The sequence below is a fragment of the Paraburkholderia sp. MM5477-R1 genome, assembly GCF_050436385.1.
GTDB lineage: Bacteria > Pseudomonadota > Gammaproteobacteria > Burkholderiales > Burkholderiaceae > Paraburkholderia > Paraburkholderia tuberum.
The window spans coordinates 2,677,986-2,696,909 of record NZ_JBNDMC010000007.1 but is presented as its reverse complement, the minus strand read 5'-3'; the positions used below and the strand labels follow the sequence as shown (position 1 = coordinate 2,696,909).

Genomic DNA, 18,924 nt, shown 5'->3' with positions numbered 1-18,924 from the left:
CATTCTCAAGAGCGCAGAAAGCCGCCCGTGATCGAGGGTGGACGCACAGAACGACCGGGGGATCTGATCATGAATCGTTTTCGTTCGCTGGGTGTGGCGACGGGCGCGGCGCAGTTCGCCAGTGCCGACATCCTCAGCCGGATGAGCATGGCGTCGCGCCGGCCAGGCGAGGCGCGCCCCTTCGATCTGATTTTCGAACCGCGCGCGTGGCAGGGGCCCGCCGCGCCCGAGGCGACGGACCCGCAGTTCAAGATCCACGTGTTCGACACGATGCGCGCGTTCGAAAAACGCGGTGTCGACGCGATCGTGCTGCCTTGCTTTCTGAGCCATACCTTCATCGACGAACTCGCGGCCAACGTCAGCGTGCCGGTCGCCAACATCATGACCGCGCTGTCCGCGCACGTGCGGCGCACCTATCCGTCGGCGCGCCGAATCGGCGTGCTGACGTCGGCGGCGATTCGCACGAACGGCCTGTTCGAGCGCTACTTCGAAGCCGGGCAGTTCGACGTGTGCTATCCGCGCAACGACACCGGTTTCGACGGCGTGACGAGCGCCGTCTTCGGTGTCGGGGGCATCCGCGATGGGCGCCTGCACGGGCGGCCCGTCGAGCTGTTGCGCGCGGCGTGCGCGGATCTGGTCGCGCAGGGCGTCGACGTGATCGTGCCGGGGCTCGCGGAGATCGGCCTCGTGCTGCGCGCGCTCGGGCGCATCGAGGTGCCGCTCGTCGATACGAACCAGGTGTATGCGCGCTATGTCGCGGCGGCGCAGTACACGCAGCCGGAGCGGGCGTTCCGCCTCGGCGTGGTCGGCGGCATCGGGCCGGCCGCGACCGTCGATTTCATGGCCAAGGTCGTGCGCAACACGCCGGCCGCGCGCGACCAGGACCATATCCGGATCATGGTCGAGCAGAATCCGCAGATCCCCGACCGCACCGCGGCGCTGCTCGAGCGCGGCGACGATCCCACCCTCGCGCTGTACGCGGCCTGCAAGACGCTCGAGGACGGCGGCGCGGATCTGATCGCGATTCCGTGCAATACCGCGCATGCGTTCGTCGAGCGGCTCCAGCCGGCGCTGCGCGTGCCGATCGTCAATATGCTGACCTGTACCGCCGATTATCTGCGCGAGACCTTTCCGGGTCTGCGCGAAGTGGGCGTGCTGGCCACCTCGGGTACGCTCGCGAGCCGCGTCTACGAACAGGCGCTCGACGCGCGCGGCCTGGTGCAGATCGCGCCGTCCGCCACTGCGCAAGCGCGTCTGATGAACGCGATCTACGGCCCGCGCGGCGTGAAGGCGGGGCACACGTCGGGCGACTGTTGCGACGACCTCGCGGCGGCCGTCGACGATCTGCTCGCGCAGGGCGTGCAGGTGATCGTGCTCGCGTGCACCGAGTTGCCGTTGCTGTTGCGTGAGCCGGTGCTCGCGTGTCCGGGCGGGCGCGTGGTGCGGCTGGTCGATCCGACCGACGTGCTGGCGAGGCGCTGCGTTGCGTATGCGCATGGCGACGGTGTCGCGTGTGGCACACCGGCGGGTTGCGCGACGCCGGATGCGGCCGGGCGCTCGCGGGTTGAAAGCGCGCTGGGCTAGTCGGGTGGCGTGACCGCGGCGCAGCCGTTTGCGCCTCGCCGCCGATCCAGAGGTCAAGGCGCGCCCGAGCCAGCCATGGAAAACTGTATAAACATACAGTATAGTATCCCCCTACAGCCAGGCTTCCGGGCGCTCCTCGCGCCGACCCGGCTGCACCGAACTTGCGCGGTCGCGAGAGCCGGCCGTGAGAGGTGACCCACTCCTTCAGACGGTCGGAAAAATTGTCCTCCAACGACGCAACCCTTGACACCCTCGCTGACACTCCCCAAGGCGGCAACCCGAGCGGCAACAAGATCCAGGGCACGATCCGCATTCGCGGCGCCCGCCAGCACAACCTGAAAAACGTCGACCTCGACGTGCGCACCGGCGAAATGACGGTCGTCACGGGGCCGTCCGGCTCGGGCAAGTCGAGCCTCGTGTTCGACACGCTGTATGCGGAAGGCCAGCGCCGCTACGTCGAAACCTTCAGCGCGTACGCGCGCCAGTTCCTCGACCGGATGGATCGGCCGCAGGTCGACCGCGTCGACGGCGTGCCGCCCGCCATCGCGATCGACCAGACCAACCCGGTGCGCAGCTCACGTTCCACGGTCGGCACGATGACCGAGCTCAACGATCACCTGAAGCTGCTGTACGCGCGCGCGGCCGAGCTGTTCGACCGCCAGAGCGCGTATCTGGTGCGGCACGACACGCCGGAGACGATCTACGCGGAACTGCTCGAGCGCACCGCTCAGGAGGAGCCGCGGCTCGTCGTCACGTTCCCGGTCGAGCTGCCGGAGTCGGCGTCCGCGCAGGAGGTCGAGCAGTGGTTGTCGGCGAGCGGCTATACGCGCGTGCAGGCGCAGCGCGAAGTCGATTCGCCGACCGGCAAGCGCAAGCTGCTCGACGTCGTCGCCGACCGCTTCCGGCTGCGCTCGGTGGATAAAGCACGCGCGATCGAGGCGATCGAGGCATCGCTGAAGCGCGGCGGCGGGCGCGTCAATATTTACGTGCTGCCGGCTACCTCGGGCGAGCCGCAGGCCGAAGCCGCCGAGCCGCGCATCTGGCGTTTCTCCACCGGCTTGCACAGCCCCGAAAGCGATCTGCGCTATGCCGATCCGCAGCCCGCGCTGTTCTCGTTCAACTCGGCCTATGGCGCTTGCGATGCCTGCCGCGGTTTTGGCCGCGTGATCGGCGTCGACCTCGGTCTCGTGATCCCCGACGCGCGCAAGACGCTGCGCGAAGGTGCGGTCAAGCCGATGCAGACGCCCGCGTGGAAGGAGTGCCAGGACGACCTGATGCGCTACGCGGCGAAAGCCGACATCCGCCGCGACACGCCGTGGGGCGAGCTCAGCGAGCGCGAACGCAACTGGGTCATCAACGGCTCGCCGGACTGGAACGGCAAGTGGCAGACGCATTGGTACGGCGTCAAACGCTTCTTCGACTATCTCGAATCGAAGGCGTACAAGATGCATATCCGCGTGCTGCTGTCGAAATACCGCAGCTACACGCCGTGCGAAACCTGCGGCGGCGCGCGTCTGAAAACCGAATCGCTGCTGTGGCGCCTCGGCAGCAAGGCCAATGCGAACGACGTGCTCGCGCCCGCGCAGCGCTTCATGCCGCGCGGCGTGAAGTGGTCGCGCGCGCAGCTCGAGGCGTTGCCGGGCCTGACCGTGCACGATCTCATGCTGATGCCGATCGAGCGCATCCGCCGCTTCTTCAACGACATCACACTGCCGAGCGCGTTGCTCGACGACGCGCTGAAGCTGCTGCTCGCCGAAGTGCGCACGCGCCTCAAGTATCTATGCGACGTCGGTCTCGGCTATCTGACGCTCGACAGGCAAAGCCGCACGCTGTCGGGCGGCGAGGTGCAGCGTATCAACCTGACCACCGCGCTCGGCACGTCGCTGACCAAGACGCTGTTCGTGCTCGACGAGCCGAGCATCGGCCTGCACCCGCGCGACCTGAACCGCATCGTCGAAGCGATGCACCGGCTGCGCGACGCGGGCAATACGCTGGTCGTGGTCGAGCATGATCCGTCGGTGATGCTCGCGGCGGACCGGCTCATCGACATGGGTCCGGGACCGGGCGAGCGCGGCGGCTCGATCATTTTCGACGGCACGCCCGAGGCGATTCGCTCGACCGGCACGCTGACCGGCGAGTACCTCGGCGGCCGGCGCCATGTCGCGGATGCCGCGCACTGGTCGCGTCGCGCGGTCGACGCAAGCACGCCGCGCATCGTGCTCGAAGGCGCGAGCGAGCACAATCTGCGCGACGTCACGGTCGAAATTCCATTGCAGCGGCTCGTCTGCGTGACCGGCGTGTCGGGTTCCGGCAAATCGACGCTGCTGCAGGACGTGCTGTATCCGGCGATGGCGCGCCACTTCGGGCTCGCCACCGAAGCGCCGGGCGCGTTCAAGGCGCTGAACGGCGCGGACCAGGTCACCGACGTCGTGTTCGTCGACCAGTCGCCGATCGGCAAGACCGCACGCTCGAATCCGGCCAGCTACGTCGGCGCGTTCGACGAAATCCGCAAGCTGTTCGCGAAGGCACCGCTCGCGCAACAGCGCGGCTACGGCCCCGGCATGTTCAGCTTCAATTCGGGCGACGGCCGCTGCCCGACCTGTGGCGGCTCGGGCTTCGAGCACATCGAAATGCAGTTCCTCTCCGACGTGTACCTGCGCTGCCCCGATTGCGACGGGCGCCGTTATCGCGCGGAAATTCTGGAGGTGAAGATCGAGCGCGACCAGCCGGCGCGCGGGTTGAGCATTGCCGACGTGCTCGAACTGACCGTCAGCGAGGCTGCCGCGTACTTCGCGCAGGACGCCGAAGTATTGCGCGTGCTGCAGCCGATCGTCGACGTCGGGCTCGAATACGTGAAGCTCGGCCAGCCCGTGCCGACGCTGTCGGGTGGCGAGGCGCAGCGGCTCAAGCTCGCGGGCTTTCTCGCGGAGTCGGCACAGGCGCGCGGCGCACGCGGCGCGAAGCAGGTGATCGCGAAGCGTCTGTTCATGTTTGACGAACCGACCACGGGTCTGCATTTCGACGACATCGCGAAGCTGATGCAGGCGTTCGGCAAGCTGCTCGCGAGCGGTCATTCGCTGATCGTAATCGAGCACAATCTCGACGTGATCCGCGCGGCCGACTGGATCATCGACCTCGGTCCCGAAGGCGGCGACGGCGGTGGCCGCGTGTTGTGCGCGGGCACGCCGGACGAAGTGAAAGCGTGCGCCGAATCGCATACTGGCGAGGCGTTGCTGCAATACGACCGCGCGATGGACACCGCAACCGCGGCGGAGCCCCAGGGCATCCCGCTGCAGAAGGCCCTGAGCGCGGCCCGCGCACGTCGCGCGATCGAAGGCGAGGACGTGGTGCGCATCGTCAACGCGCGCGAGCATAACCTGAAGGCGCTCGACGTCGACATTCCGCACGGCAAGTTCAACGTGATCACCGGCGTGTCGGGCTCGGGCAAATCGACGCTCGCGTTCGACATCCTGTTCCACGAAGGTCAGCGGCGCTACCTCGAATCGTTGAACGCGTACGCGCGCTCGATCGTGCAGCCAGCCGGACGGCCCGAAGTCGACGCGGTGTACGGCATTCCACCGACCGTCGCGATCGAGCAGCGGCTCTCGCGCGGCGGTCGCAAGAGTACCGTCGCCACGACCTCGGAGGTGTGGCACTTCCTGCGTCTGCTGTACGTGAAGCTCGGCTTGCAGCACTGCATTCACGACGGCACGCCGGTCACGTCGCAAAGCGCCGAATCGATCGCGGCGCAGTTGCTGCGCGATCACAAGGGCCAGCACGTCGGCTTCCTCGCGCCGCTCGTCGTGAACCGCAAGGGCGTCTATACGGACCTCGCGAAATGGGCAAAAGCGCGCGGCAATACGCATCTGCGTGTGGACGGCGAATTCGTGCCGGTCGATCCGTGGCCGAAGCTCGACCGTTTCCGCGAGCACACGATCGAGCTGCCGGTCGCTGACCTCGTCATCTCGGCCGATCACGAAGCGGAGCTGCGCGAAGCGCTCGATCAGACGCTCGACATCGGTAAAGGCATCATGCATCTGCTCGCGCCGCTCGACGGTCTGCACGACGCGCTCAACGGCGGCGAGTCCACCGCGAAGCTCGGCGACGTGAAGGTGCTGTCGACGAAGCGCGCGTGTCCGGCGTGCGGCACGAGCTACCCCGAGCTCGATCCGCGCATGTTCTCGTACAACAGCAAGCATGGCTGGTGCACGAGCTGCGTCGGCACGGGGCTGTCGCTGACGCGCGAGCAGCGGGCCGCGTACGACGACACGATCGTCGACGACGACAATCGCGGTCGCGAGCAGAGCCTGCCCTCGGAGGAGCAGGAACCGGAAGGACTCGTCGACGAGCCGTGTCCGGATTGCGCGGGCACGCGTCTGAATCCGGTCGCGCGCGCGGTCACGTTCGACTCGCAGGCGATCGTCGACGTCGCGCAATGGACCGTGTCCGACACGCGCGCGTGGATCGATACGCTGCGGATGACGGGCCGCGACGCCGAAATCGCGCGCGACGTGGTCAGCGAAATCGGCAGCCGGCTGCAGTTCCTCGAAGAAGTCGGGCTCGGCTATCTGAGCCTCGATCGCGCGGCGCCGAGTTTGTCGGGCGGCGAAGCGCAGCGCATCCGGCTCGCCGCGCAGCTCGGCAGCAATCTGCAGGGCGTGTGTTACGTGCTCGACGAGCCGACCATCGGTCTGCATCCGCGCGACAACCAGATTCTGCTGAACGCGCTGCGCAAGCTCGGCGACAAGGGCAATACGCTCGTCGTCGTCGAGCATGACGAAGATACGATCCGGCGCGCGGATCACATCATCGATATCGGGCCGGGCGCGGGCAAGCGCGGCGGCACGCTGATCGCGCAGGGCAGCGTCGCGGACCTGTCCGCGCAGCCCGATTCGCTGACCGGGCGTTTCCTCGCGCAGCCGATCGTGCATCCGCTGCAGCCGCGCCGCGAGGTCGTCGCGCCGGGCAAGCGTGCGGCCGCGGTGCCGGAGAACTGGCTCACCGTGCATGGCGGCAAGCTGCATAACCTGCGCGACGTGACGGTCGGCATTCCGCTCGCGCGGCTCGTCGCGGTGACGGGCGTCAGCGGCTCCGGCAAATCGACGCTCGCGCGCGACGTGCTGATGACCAATCTGCTCGATGCGGTCGGGCGCTCAGTGCTGTCGTCGCCGGCCACGCGCCGCGCGCGTGCGGCCGCCGGGGAGAAGTCGGCCGCGAACCGGCGTTCGAGCGTGCTCGCGCGCTCGGCGCCGCGTGCGCCGCTGAACGTCACGCACATATGGCAGGGCTGCGATTCGGTCACCGGCTGGGAGAGCATCGACCGCGTGCTGGAAGTCGATCAGACGCCGATCGGCAAGACGCCGCGTTCGTGTCCCGCCACCTACATCGGCGTGTGGGATGCGATCCGCAAGCTGTTCGCGGGCACGCTGGAGGCACGCGCGCGCGGCTATACCGCGTCGCGTTTCTCGTTCAACACGGGCGAGGGCCGTTGCCCCGCGTGCGAGGGCCAGGGCGTGCGCACGATCGGCATGAGCTTCCTGCCCGACGTGAAGGTGCCGTGCGACGTCTGCCACGGCCAGCGCTTCAATCCGGAGACACTCGCGGTCACGTGGCGCGGCAAGAACATCGGCGACGTGCTGACCATGGAAATCGACGAAGCGGTCGAGTTCTTCGCGTCGATTACGAACATCGGGCATCCGCTGCAACTGATGAAAGACGTCGGGCTCGGCTATCTGACGCTCGGCCAGCCATCGCCGACGCTGTCGGGCGGCGAGGCGCAGCGCATCAAGCTCGTCACCGAGCTGAGCAAGGTGCGCGACGACATCACGCGGCGTGGCCAGAAGCCGCCGCACACGCTGTACGTGCTCGACGAGCCAACGGTCGGCCTGCACATGGCGGACGTCGCGAAGCTGATTCGCGTGCTGCACCGGCTCGTGGATGGCGGGCATAGCGTCGTCGTCATCGAGCACGATCTCGACGTGATCGCCGAGGCGGACTGGATCATCGACCTCGGTCCGGAGGGCGGCGTGGGCGGCGGTACGATCGTTGCGGCAACGGATCCGGAAAGCCTGTCGCGCGTGGCCGCGAGTCACACGGGCGCGGCTCTGCGGCCGGTGCTCGCGCGCACGGCCGCTACGTCGACGCTGGCCGGCGAAGGGACGAATGGCTGAGGCACGGTGACGAGCGGTGGCGCGGCCGTTGCGCGCCGCGATGCCGTTCCCCAGCCGACTGTTTGCTCGCATTCCCAGACGCGCGCATCAGGGATGCCGTTGCAACTTCGCAGGTTGCAACGGCCGGCGCCTCGTCGCGTGTCCGCCACACATGATTGCTGCGCTGCATCCAATCATCCGAGGTTCGATCAACGTGGCGCATGCGCGCGTTTAAATCATACGAAAGAGGTCAGCGATGTTTCAAAATAGAAACATTTTTAGATCCCCTGATAAATCAGCATTTGGATATTAATTTGTGGTGCGGAGCGAATGCCACGCAAATGCCTAATGCCGCGGGCAATAAATTTACGCTTTGCGAATAAACTACCGAATTGCCCGGACATAATAGGGCGATAAGCAGTTCACAATTGAAACATTTTTGAACCGCGCAAGAAGCGTACTCGGTAACGCGCAATGGCCGGGCTTCGCATTATCGGCAACTTTGTCCGAATGCGCGAGAGTGCCGTCCATCAAGGCTTTGCGGTAAGATCTCCTCAAGCTCATCGCGCGGCTTGCATAGTTGCCCGGCGTGTCGCGCGCTCATATCAATCGCTCAATAACCGCTTTTCCTCAGACATGGGCTGTCCTGATGAAACTCGTTTTTCAAATTTACTATAGCGATCCATTCCGCTAACATCACGCTTAATCCTTTATGCGGCGTGTGTCTGTTTTTTCGCCGTAATAACGCATTCTCTCGTTCCGTCTGATGGCGGGGCAAATCGGGGTCCGCAACGTATGACCGTTTGGGGAAGATCATGCCGCACATGCACCTTGATACAACGAGAATTACGTGGCTACACACGCCCGCTTTGAACGTCCGTACTGCAGCGCGGCGAATCGGCATTCTGCTGTTCGACGGCTTCTGGCTGCTCGGCCCCGGTACCGTCGTGGAAATGTTCCAGACCGCCAATGAGTTCGCGGGCACGCGAGCGGGCGAAGATCCGCCCTACGAAGTGCAGTTCCTGTCGATGGACGGCGGCAATGTCGCCAGTTCGTCGTCGGCGCGCATCTGGACTGACCACATCGACACGCGCTTTGGCGGCGGTTTCGACGTGCTGTTCATCGCTGGCGGCTACGGCGCCCACGTGGCCGCGCGCGACGAACGCCTGCTGAACTGGCTGCGCGCCGTGCAATCGCGCACACGCGCGATCGAAACGATCGGCGAGGGGCGCCTCGTGCTCGAAGCGGCCGGCCCGACCGAGCATGACGGCCTGATGAGCCGCTATCCGGGCGCGAGCGCCAGCGAAGGCGCGTTCAGCGCGGCCAACGACCGTCACGACTGCGCCCGCAGCGCGCTGATGTTCATCAAGCGCGACCTGGGCGCCGAGCTTGCGCGCAGCGTCGCCGATCGCGTGATGCCCGGCATGGCTGCGACGTGGGTGCCGCTGCCGGCCGAGGGCGGCACGCTGAGCGTCGCCGAAAAGATTCGCGCGGCCGCGCGCTGGATGGAGGCCAACTGCGACCGTCCGGTCTCGGTCGCCGATGCCGCGCAGGTCGCCGCAATGAGCGAGCGCAATTTCCTGCGCCGTTTCAAGCACGAGATGCAGATCACGCCGTCGGACTACCTGCTGCAGGTGCGGCTGCGTATCGCGTGCAACTTCCTGACCGAGACCGAATTGCCGGTCGACAAGATCGCGCGTCGCAGCGGCACCGGCAACGGCGATCGTCTCGCGAAAATTTTCCGCAAGCGTATGGCTTTGTCGCCAACCGAGTATCGCGCCCGCAGCCGGGCGGCCAGTGAGGCGTAGCATGTATCTTTAGCATGCGATAGGGCGCCCGCGTTGCGGGTGCGCCTCGTCGGTCGGACGCGGTCGCGAGAGCGGCCGTATGTTCGCTGGCCAGCCTTTTTACGAGCACAGTGGCGATGGGCAACAGGGTCATGGCGACGGCATTGCCGGAGGTGAAACTCATCGAGCCGGAAGTGTTCATCGACGAGTTCGGCTTCTGCTTCGAGAGTTTCAGCGCGGACGAGTTTTCGGACGACGTCGCGCAAGGTTTCAACTTCGTGCAGGACCGCCATCTGCGCGCCGTGCATGGCGTGCTGCGCGGCTTGCACTACCAGGTGCAGCGTCCCCAGGGGCGGCTGCTGCGCGTCGTGCGCGGCGAGATCTTCGACGTCTCGGTCGACGTGCGCCTGAACTCACCGAACTTCGGCAAATGGAGCGGCGAATATCTGAGCGAAGCCAACCATCGGCAGATCTGGGCGCCGCCCGGGTTCGCGCACGGCTTCGTCGTGCTGTCCGATGTCGCCGAATGCATGTGGAAGACCACCGAGTACTGGTTCCCCGAACTCGAGCGCTGCCTGCTGTGGTCCGATCCTGACATCGGCATCCAGTGGCCGATCGACTTTCAGCCCATTCTCGGCAGCAAGGATGCGGCGGGCCGTCGTCTGTACGAGGCCGAAAACATCTCGTGAACGACGGGGCCAACCCTACACTTCGGGCATCCAGTCAGTACGAGGTGCTCAACGTGAAGCGTCGCGCAAGCCATCCGCAATCCGTTCCGGTCCGCTATGTGTGTCGCGCGTTTGCGCCGCTCGGCGCGCAGGGGCTCAATTGCACGTGCGTGGATCAGACCATCGAGACGACCCGCGGCCGTGTGCTGCGTGGCGATTGCCATGTCGCGGTGTATGAAGGACACATCGTCGGCACGATGACGCTTTATGCTTCGGATGGCGAAGCATCGTGCGAGCTATACCGGCACGGCGATGTCGCGAGCCTGCGTCAGTTCGCGGTCGATCCCGCATGGCAGGGGCGCGGCATCGGCACGTTACTGATCGCGTTCCATGACGCCGCAGATCGCGTATGCGGCCTGAAGCGATGCCGCAGACGCCTCTGGCATACGGAGAAAAGAAGCGGAAGGAAAGCAGAATTGAAGCGCCCGATGCTTCGGCAACTATTGCAATATGCTGCGGCAAGTATTGCAACGGCGACAGCGGCCGCGCAATCCTCAACGCGGTACCCACGCAGCGTAGCCAGTTCGCATCGGGCGAGGCGTGAATTCACCGAACGCTGTATGCAGCCGTCAGCGTCGGATCACGCCCATCAGCAGGGTGACGAGGAAGATCACCAGGAAGATGAAGAACAACACCTTGGCGATTTCGGTTGCGCCCGCGGCAATGCCTCCAAAGCCGAACACCGCGGCGATGATGGCGATGATGAAGAAAATCACAGCGTATCGAAGCATGGTGCCTCCACCGGTGGATTGTTGAAATGACGTTTGAACGGCGCCCCGTTGCGTACGTCACGCGGCTTCACGGGTGAGATGCCGGCGAGCGGATTTCAGCAATAGATGTGCCATCGCTTGATTGCCGCCGACGTTCCAGCGATTCACGATCAGATAGCCGACGAGCGCCGCCCGCCAAGCGCAGCGGTCCGCCGCGCGCGGCGGCTGGCCCGTCGACGACATCGGCGGCCTCGCGCTGCGTCTGCCGGAGGTCGAGACGGGGCGCTATTCCGATGCCCAGGCGAAGGAGGCTGACCAGCAGTCGCTGCTGAAGTGGCCGGTGCTCGCGCGGCTGATGAACCTCGTGCCGCGCGACGAAGCCGATGCGCCCGCCGCGCGAGGCGAGCCGCAAGAATCGGCGCTGAAATAAGGCCCGCGTCGAACGCTCAACGCAATTGCGTGAACGCGAGCAGCAACACCATGCTGCCGATCGCGCCATCCAGCACGCGCCACGCAGTTGCGCGGCGAAACAGCGGCGCGAGCATGCGAGCGCCATAGCCGAGCGCGACGAACCACACCGCGCTGACCGTCATCGCGCCGAGCGCGAAGGCGACCCGCGCGCCTTCCGGTTCACGCGCGCCGGCCGTGCCGATCAACAGAAACGTGTCCAGATAGACGTGCGGGTTGAGCCATGTGAACGCAAGCGTCATCAGGATCATCGGCAGCGCGCGTTGCGCAGGCGGCGCCTGATCGCGGGATGCGCCGGCCGAGCCATCGAGCACCGCGTGTCCGGGCCGCACCGCGCGGCGCAGCGCGCTGATGCCGAACCAGGCGAGATACGCGAGCCCAACATAGAGCATCGCGTGCACGAAGCGCGGGAAACGCTCCATCAGCACCGCGGCGCCGCCGACGCCCGCGCCGATCAGAATGAAATCGGACAACGTACACAACAGCACGATCTTGCCGACATGCGAGCGCATGATGCCCTGCCGCAGCACGAACGCGTTCTGCGCGCCGATCGTAACGATCAGCGACGCGCACAGCGCCGCGCCATGGGAAAAAGACAACCAGTTCATAAATGGTCCGGAAAAAGGAAAGCAGCCGGGATAGACGGGAAAATGCAGTAGCGCTAGTCTGCGGGTTGGCATCTCATAAGAGAAGCTAATTTGCTTAATGCCGATTAAGGAACGCTAATGCTCGACTACGCCTTGCTCGACGCGCTGGCCGCCGTGGTCCGCCACGGCTCGTTCGACCGTGCCGCAAGCGAGCTCAATATCACGCCGTCCGCGGTGTCGCAGCGGGTCAAGCTGCTCGAGGAGCGCGTCGGCAGCGTGCTCGTGAAGCGTGGGCAGCCGTGCGTCGCGACCACCTCGGGCGCGCTGCTATGCCGCCATACCGAACGCGTGCAACTGCTCGAAGCGGAGCTGAAAGGCCGCCTGCCGGCACTGCCCGGCGCGCTCGTCGAGCAGTGGCCGGCACTGCGCGTCGCGGTCAACGACGACAGCGTCGGCACCTGGTTCATCGACGCGGTCGCGCCGTTCTGCGTCGAACGCGAAATGCTGCTCGACCTCGTGATCGACGACCAGGACTACACCGCGCAGCGCATTCGCGACGGCAGCGTGCAGGGCGCGATCACGACGCAGGCCGAACCGGTGCAGGGCTGTCGCTCGACGCGCCTCGGCCGCATGCGATACCTGGCGGTGTGCTCGCCGGCGTTTTTCGCGCGCTATTTCGCCGACGGCGTCACGCGCGACAGCCTGCGGCGCACGCCGTGCGTCGACTTCAATCCAAAGGATCAGCTGCAAAAGCGCTTCATGCGGCGCATTACGCGCGCGGAGCTCGATCCGCCGCTGCACTGGATTCCGCACGTCGCCGGTTTTTTGCGCGCGTGCGCGATGAGCCTCGGCTGGGGCATGTGCCCCGAGCGGATGATCGCCGGGCATCTGCAGCGCGGCGAACTGGTCGAGATCGCGCCGGGCAAGCATATCGACGTCGATCTGTACTGGCAGAGCTGGCGTCTGTCGATCGGCTGGCTCGACGATTTCAGCGCGATGCTCAGAAAGCGGGCCGGCGAGTTTCTCGATTGACTACGCGGCGGTGCCGCATGCAGAAATGCGGCAGCTGCTATAGCAACAGCTCGATCGAATGAAACAGGCGGCGCTGTTCCGGGTCCTGCGAGCGCGCGCCTTCGTCGATCGTCTCGCGCAGGCAGTCGAGAAAGCAGGCGGCCGCCGGGCTCGTGGGCGCGCCACGCCGCGACGTGATGCTGATGATGGTTTCGTCCAGCGTTTCACGCAGCGGCAGCGCCCACAGGTTTTCCTTCGCGCGTATCACCTCGACGAGCGGCCACGGAAAGATGCTGACCATATCCGTGTGCGCGAGCAGGCCCAGCACGATCGCGAGCGAATGCGCGAGCACGATCGTGTGCGGCACCGGCATGCCGCGCTTGACGAACAGATTGTTCGACATCGACTCGCGGCTCGCCGGGTCCCAGTTCAGTATCCATTCCGCGTCTTGAAGATCGAGCAACGTGCGGCAACCGGCCTTCGGATGGTCGCGCCGCGCGACCACCGCCGCGTGCGTCGAAAAGAGCGGCGCGTTCTGAAACTCCGACTGCGGCGACGCGGGCGGCGGCCGACCGATCGAAAAATCGAGGCTGCCGTCGCGCAGACGCGGCTGCACGACCGCGAGCAGGCCTTCGAAAAATTCCAGTTGCACCTCCGGCATCCGCTCGCGAAAGCGCCGCACGGCGGGCGGCAGAAAAGTCAGCGCGACCCACGGCGTGACGCCGATCGACAGCTTGCCGGCGGCGGCTCCGCGCAACGCCTCGATCTCGGCTTGCGCGCGCTGCAACTGGCCGAGCACGAGCCGCGCATGCACGACGAGCGCGCGCCCGAACTCGGTGAACGCGACACCGCTCGCGCTGCGCACGACGAGCGGCGCGTGCAGATCGGCTTCGAGCTCGCGCATCGCCTTGGTCACGGCGGCCGGCGAAAGCCCCAGCGAGCGGGCGGCCGCCCGGATACTTCCGGTATCGGCAATCGCCGCCAAGGTATTGAGCTGATGCAGTTTCATTCGAATGAGAGGCGTGACGGGGGCAACCAAGGGTTGGCACCGCAACGATTCTACGCCTGCCGCCCGGATATCGGCGCCGCTATGCTGGGTTCACGCTGACAGGGGCGCAACCAGTTGCATGGGATCGGACTAAGCGCTGAAGCGCCAGGTCCGATCGACAGGAGATGGCATGAACACGATGGTCATTCCGGCGGGCATCGCCGAAGTCGAACAGGAAATGATCGCGCTGCGACGCAGCATCCACGCGCATCCGGAGCTGGCCTACGAGGAGTTCGCAACCGGCGATCTGGTCGCCGACCGCCTGCGGGAGTGGGGCTACAGCGTCCATCGCGGCTTGGGGCAGACCGGCGTGGTCGGGCAACTGAAGCTCGGCCACGGCACCCGCCGGCTCGGCCTGCGCGCTGACATGGACGCGCTGCCGATCCACGAAACCACCGGCCTGCCGTACGCGAGCAAGCTGCCCGGCAAGATGCACGCATGCGGTCACGACGGCCATACGGCGATGCTGCTCGCCGCCGCCAGGCATCTGGCGCGCGAAAAAAGCTTCGACGGCACGCTGAACCTGATCTTCCAGCCGGCCGAGGAAGGGCTCGCCGGCGCCAAGAAAATGCTCGACGACGGTCTGTTCGAACAGTTTCCCTGCGACGCCGTGTTCGCGATGCACAACATGCCGGGCTTTCCTACGGCCAAGCTGGGCTTCATGCCGGGGTCGTTCATGGCGTCGTCGGATACGGTGATCATCAAGGTGATCGGCCGCGGCGGCCATGGCGCGGTGCCGCACAAGGCGGTCGATCCGGTCGTCGTGTGTGCGCAGATCGTGCTCGCGCTGCAGTCGATCGTGTCGCGCAACATCGCGCCGCTCGATATGGCGATCATCACGGTCGGCGCGATTCACGCGGGCGAAGCGCCGAACGTGATCCCCGAAACCGCCGAGATGCGCCTGTCGGTGCGCGCGCTGCGGCCCGAGGTGCGTGACCATCTGCAGCAGCGCATCACCGAGGTCGCGACCGGGCAGGCGGCCGTGTTCGGCGCGCGTGCCGAGGTCGACTATCAGCGCCGCTACCCGGTGCTCGTCAACGATGCAGCCATGACCGCGCTCGCGCGCCAGGTCGCGCTCGACTGGCTGGGCGTCGACGGGCTGATTCACGACATGCAACCGCTGACCGGCAGCGAGGACTTCGCGTTCCTGCTCGAACGCTGCGCGGGCAGCTATCTGATCATCGGCAATGGCGACGGCGAGGGCGGCTGCATGGTCCACAACCCCGGCTACGACTTCAACGACGCTTGCCTCGCGACCGGCGCGGCCTACTGGACCAAGCTCGCGCAGACGTTCCTCGTTTGACGCGGCGGCGGTGCGCGAGCGCCTTGCCGTAGCAGCCACAAGATAATGACGGAGACACAGATGGACTATTCAGCCACACCGCGGTCCGCGAGCGCCAATGGGCTCGATGCGCTAGATGCGCAGCGCCTCGCCGATGAACCTAAAAAGCGCGTCGGCCACGCGAAGGCGATCGCCGCGATCACGCTCGGCAACGGCCTTGAGTTTTTCGACTTCACGGTTTACAGCTTCTTCGCGACGATCATCGGCAAGCTGTATTTCCCGGTCGAAGGTCAGCTCGTGCAGCTGATGCTCGCGGTCGGCACGTTCGGCGTCGGCTTCATCATGCGGCCGGTGGGCGGCATCGTGCTGGGCGGCTACGCGGACCGCGCCGGACGCAAGGCCGCGATGAGCCTGACGCTGTGGCTGATGACGCTCGGTTCCGCGATCATCGCGTTCGCGCCGACCTATGCGGCGATCGGCGTCGCGGCGCCGCTGCTCGTGATTCTCGCGCGGCTGATCCAGGGTTTCGCGCTGGGCGGCGAGGTGGGCGCATCGACGGCGCTACTGCTCGAATACGGCAGCGATCGCACGCGCGGCTTCTACGGCAGCTGGCAGTTCGTGAGTCAGGGAATGAACACGGTAGTGGGCTCGCTGCTCGGCGTTGCCCTGGCCGCGACGCTGTCGCCGGCCGCGCTCGAAAGCTGGGGCTGGCGCGTGCCGTTCGTGATCGGCATGGCGATGGGGCCGGTCGGCATCTATATCCGGCGGCATCTCGACGAGACGCTGCCGGGTGTTGAAGATGGCACGGCAGCGTCTGGCGGCGCTGTTGCGCAGGCTGCTTCGGATACCGTTGCGAAGCCCGCTGCGCAAGTTCAGTCGCTACCTGTGCGCGACCTGTTCCGCGACCACGCGCGCTCGATCACGACCGGCGTGCTGACGACGATCGGCGGCACCGCGGCGAACTACATCGTGCTGTTCTACCTGTCGACGTACGCGATCCGCATCCTGCATCTGCCGATGGCGACCGCGCTGTGGGCCGCGTGGACCGGCGCGGTGGTCACGGTGATCTGCTCGCCGTTCGCGGGCGCGCTGTCGGATCGGGTCGGCCGCAAGCGCGTGCTGTGGGTATCGCGCGTGCTGCTGATTCTCGCCGTCTACCCGGCCTTCATGACGATCAACGCGTCGCCGACGGTGCCGGTGCTGCTTGCGGTGGTCGCGGGCCTCGCGCTGCTCGTCACGTTCACCGCGGTGCCCAATATCGTGATGCTGCCCGAGCTGTTTCCGCGCGCGATCCGCGCGACCGGCATGTCGATCGTGTACTGCCTCGGCGTGTCGATCTTCGGCGGCTTCGCGCAGTTTTTCGCGACCTGGCTGATCCAGATTTCGGGCAGCAATCTCGCGCCGGCGTGGTATCTGATCGGTTGCAGCGTCGTGTCGTTGCTGCCGTTGCCGTTCATGCGAGAGACCGCGGGTAGGGCGATCGATTGACGTGATGGCGATCGGGGTCCGCTGAAAAAAGAGGCGCGATCCTTTCGATCGCGCCTCTTTTGCCATTTGCCCTGCTTCACGCTGACTATCGGATCTTGATGACAACCTTACCCTTGGTACGTCCGGTTTCGACATAAGCCAAAGCCTCCTGGGTCGACTCAAACGGAAAGACCCGATCGATGACGGGTCGTATCGCTCGCGCGTCGATCAGTGCGGCAATCCGGCTGAGCTGTTCTCCGCTGGCCCGCATAAAGAGAAATGTATAGCTGACGTCATGACGTTTCGCGGCCTTCCTGATGCCATAACTCAGAAAGCGCATCACCGTTTTCAGGAACCACGACGCACCGATCTCTTTCGCAAATTCGGCATCAGGCGGACCGGCGATCCCGATGAGCTTGCCGCCGGCCTTGAGCACACGCAGCGACTTCTCGAGCGCATTGCCGCCTTGCGTATCCAGTACCAGGTCGTAGTCCTTCAGGATGGCCGCAAAGTCGTCTTTCCTGTAATCGATGACGATATCCGCGCCGAGTTGCTTCACCAGTTCGATATTCCGCGCGCTCGCTGTTGTTGCGACGGTCGCGCCCACATGCTTCGCCAGTTGAATGGCGAAGCTGCCGACACCGCCCGAGCCGGCATGTATCAGCACTTTCTGCCCTTTCTTCAATTGCCCTTTTTCGATCAGCGCCTGCCAGGCGGTCAATCCCACCAGCGGGATTGAAGCCGCTTCCTCCATCGTGAGTGCTGTTGGCTTGAGGGCCACGCCATCCTCTTTGACCGCGATGAATTCCGCGAAAGTGCCGATGCGATCCTTGTGCGGGCGCGCGTAGACCTCATCGCCGGGCTTGAATCGCCGCACGCGCGAGCCGACGCGCACGACAACCCCTGCCAGATCGTTGCCCAAAATCAGCGGCAAACGATAGGGCAAAATGAGCTTGAACTCTCCGTCTCTGATTTTGGCGTCGAGCGGGTTCACGCCCGCGGCGTGGATCTGGATCAATACGTCGTCCTCGCGCGGCTCTGGAACCGGCATATCGCCGGATCGTAAGCCATTGTTGCGTCCATATCGATCGACGACGAATGCTTGCATCATGGTTCCTTGTCAGTGGCTCGTTAAGTCTGGTTGTTTCGCTGGCAATAGCACGGATGCAGAGCCTTTGAACAGGGAGGAGACAGTCACGTCGTCTACGTTGCCAGCCGCAGATCTTTGCGGATACCGGCGTCCACCAGTCCAGCGGGCGCAAATCTGCGCAGCAATCGCAGACGGGCGGCGAGTCCGCCAGCGGTATAGCGGAGTTTCGGACGAGCCGCGATGGCGGCCTGCAGTACGGTTTCGGCCACGACCTCGGGACCGTCGGCGCCCTCGACCACTTCCTTCACTCGCTTGTCCACGGCCGAGCGCACCTCGCGGTATTCGTCGAGAGGGGCGTCGGGCGCGATCAAGTTCGCGTCGAAAGGCGTCTTGATGTAGGCAGGTTCAATGACCGATACGCGAATGCCCAGCGTACGCAACTCATGGTCGAGCGACTCCGAATAACCTTCCACCGCGTGCTTGGTGGCGGAATACAGCGCCATATAGGGCATTGGCAGAAAACCGAGCACGGAACCGATGTTGATGATGCGGCCGCTGCGTTGTCGCCGCATATGAGGCACGACAGCACGCGTCATGCGGATGATCCCGAAGAAGTTCGTATCGAAGATCGTGCGTGCCTGGTCGATCGAACTCTCTTCCGCGGCGGCAGGGGCGACGCCGAAACCGGCATTGTTCACCAGCAGGTCGACGCGGCCCTGCAGGCGCAGCACTTCGCTGACGGCGGCTGCAACGGATGCATCGCTGGTCACATCGAGCGGCAGCATGTCGAACGACTGTTGGCCGGCTTGTTGGCCGCGCCGACTGGTGCCGTAGACCTTGTATCCGGCCTTCGCAAGCCGCTTTGCCGTGGCTTCGCCGATTCCTGACGAGGCGCCCGTCACGAGCGCTATTTTGGTTTGCATGATGTTCTTCCCAAGATGTCTTTGCGTGGTTGGTCGAGCATTCGTTTCACCAAAATATGATGACAGTCATATTTGCGGTCCAACGAAAAC

At 65.4% G+C, this 18,924-nt stretch carries 13 protein-coding genes and 1 pseudogene; 8 read left to right on the top strand and 6 right to left on the bottom strand.

Going from position 1 to position 18,924, the window contains the following annotated elements; genetic code table 11:
- Window positions 1-69: 69 nt before the first annotated feature.
- The 5 genes and pseudogenes from OKW35_RS41410 to OKW35_RS41390 form a co-directional block, all read left to right on the top strand.
- Window positions 70-1,584 (top strand): amino acid racemase, encoded by a 1,515-nt coding sequence (locus OKW35_RS41410; protein ID WP_429555062.1) that lies wholly within the window; start codon window positions 70-72, stop codon window positions 1,582-1,584.
- A 221-nt stretch (window positions 1,585-1,805) separates the two neighbouring features.
- On the top strand, window positions 1,806-7,754 hold the full coding sequence (uvrA, locus tag OKW35_RS41405; RefSeq protein ID WP_429555061.1) for an excinuclease ABC subunit UvrA: 5,949 nt from the start codon (window positions 1,806-1,808) through the stop codon (window positions 7,752-7,754).
- A 794-nt stretch (window positions 7,755-8,548) separates the two neighbouring features.
- A complete protein-coding gene (locus tag OKW35_RS41400; RefSeq protein WP_090803900.1) occupies window positions 8,549-9,541 on the top strand; it encodes a GlxA family transcriptional regulator in 993 nt (330 codons plus the stop codon).
- A gap of 116 nt (window positions 9,542-9,657) precedes the next feature.
- The gene (gene rfbC / locus OKW35_RS41395; RefSeq protein WP_429336082.1) at window positions 9,658-10,209 is read left to right on the top strand and encodes a dTDP-4-dehydrorhamnose 3,5-epimerase; all 552 of its coding nucleotides are present in this window, start codon (window positions 9,658-9,660) and stop codon (window positions 10,207-10,209) included.
- Window positions 10,128-10,601, top strand: a pseudogene (locus OKW35_RS41390) (GNAT family N-acetyltransferase); the annotation flags it as partial. The gene rfbC and the pseudogene OKW35_RS41390, both read left to right, overlap by 82 nt.
- 216 nt (window positions 10,602-10,817) lie before the next feature.
- Here OKW35_RS41390 and OKW35_RS41385 read toward each other — a convergent pair.
- The 3 genes from OKW35_RS41385 to OKW35_RS41375 form a co-directional block, all read right to left on the bottom strand.
- Window positions 10,818-10,979, bottom strand: a complete 162-nt coding sequence (locus OKW35_RS41385; RefSeq protein ID WP_013089029.1) for a DUF1328 domain-containing protein — start codon at window positions 10,977-10,979, stop codon at window positions 10,818-10,820.
- A 57-nt stretch (window positions 10,980-11,036) separates the two neighbouring features.
- Window positions 11,037-11,201 carry a hypothetical protein gene (locus OKW35_RS41380; RefSeq protein ID WP_184062126.1) on the bottom strand — a complete coding sequence of 55 codons (165 nt, stop codon included), beginning with the start codon at window positions 11,199-11,201 and terminating at the stop codon, window positions 11,037-11,039.
- Window positions 11,202-11,404: 203 nt separating this feature from the next.
- Entirely contained in the window at window positions 11,405-12,034 is a 630-nt protein-coding gene (locus OKW35_RS41375; RefSeq protein ID WP_184062125.1) for a LysE/ArgO family amino acid transporter, read from the bottom strand.
- A 117-nt stretch (window positions 12,035-12,151) separates the two neighbouring features.
- Between OKW35_RS41375 and OKW35_RS41370 the strand changes: the two genes are divergently transcribed.
- Window positions 12,152-13,045 (top strand): LysR family transcriptional regulator ArgP, encoded by an 894-nt coding sequence (locus tag OKW35_RS41370; protein WP_429555060.1) that lies wholly within the window; start codon window positions 12,152-12,154, stop codon window positions 13,043-13,045.
- Between the two features lie 37 nt (window positions 13,046-13,082).
- Here the strand turns inward: OKW35_RS41370 and OKW35_RS41365 are convergent, their stop codons facing one another.
- Entirely contained in the window at window positions 13,083-14,033 is a 951-nt protein-coding gene (locus OKW35_RS41365; RefSeq protein WP_184032685.1) for a LysR substrate-binding domain-containing protein, read from the bottom strand.
- Window positions 14,034-14,202: 169 nt separating this feature from the next.
- Here OKW35_RS41365 and OKW35_RS41360 point away from each other — a divergent pair, with 169 nt between their 5' ends.
- Together OKW35_RS41360 and OKW35_RS41355 are read left to right on the top strand one after the other, a co-directional pair.
- Window positions 14,203-15,375 (top strand): M20 aminoacylase family protein, encoded by a 1,173-nt coding sequence (locus OKW35_RS41360; protein ID WP_184062123.1) that lies wholly within the window; start codon window positions 14,203-14,205, stop codon window positions 15,373-15,375.
- 60 nt (window positions 15,376-15,435) lie between these two features.
- Entirely contained in the window at window positions 15,436-16,842 is a 1,407-nt protein-coding gene (locus tag OKW35_RS41355; protein WP_429555059.1) for an MFS transporter, read from the top strand.
- Window positions 16,843-16,927: 85 nt separating this feature from the next.
- On the opposite strand, the gene OKW35_RS41350 is transcribed toward OKW35_RS41355, so the two are convergent.
- Both OKW35_RS41350 and OKW35_RS41345 read right to left on the bottom strand, forming a co-directional pair.
- Window positions 16,928-17,929, bottom strand: a complete 1,002-nt coding sequence (locus tag OKW35_RS41350; RefSeq protein WP_429555144.1) for an NADP-dependent oxidoreductase — start codon at window positions 17,927-17,929, stop codon at window positions 16,928-16,930.
- Window positions 17,930-18,024: 95 nt separating this feature from the next.
- On the bottom strand, window positions 18,025-18,834 hold the full coding sequence (locus OKW35_RS41345; protein ID WP_429555058.1) for an oxidoreductase: 810 nt from the start codon (window positions 18,832-18,834) through the stop codon (window positions 18,025-18,027).
- Between the last annotated feature and the right edge of the window lie 90 nt (window positions 18,835-18,924).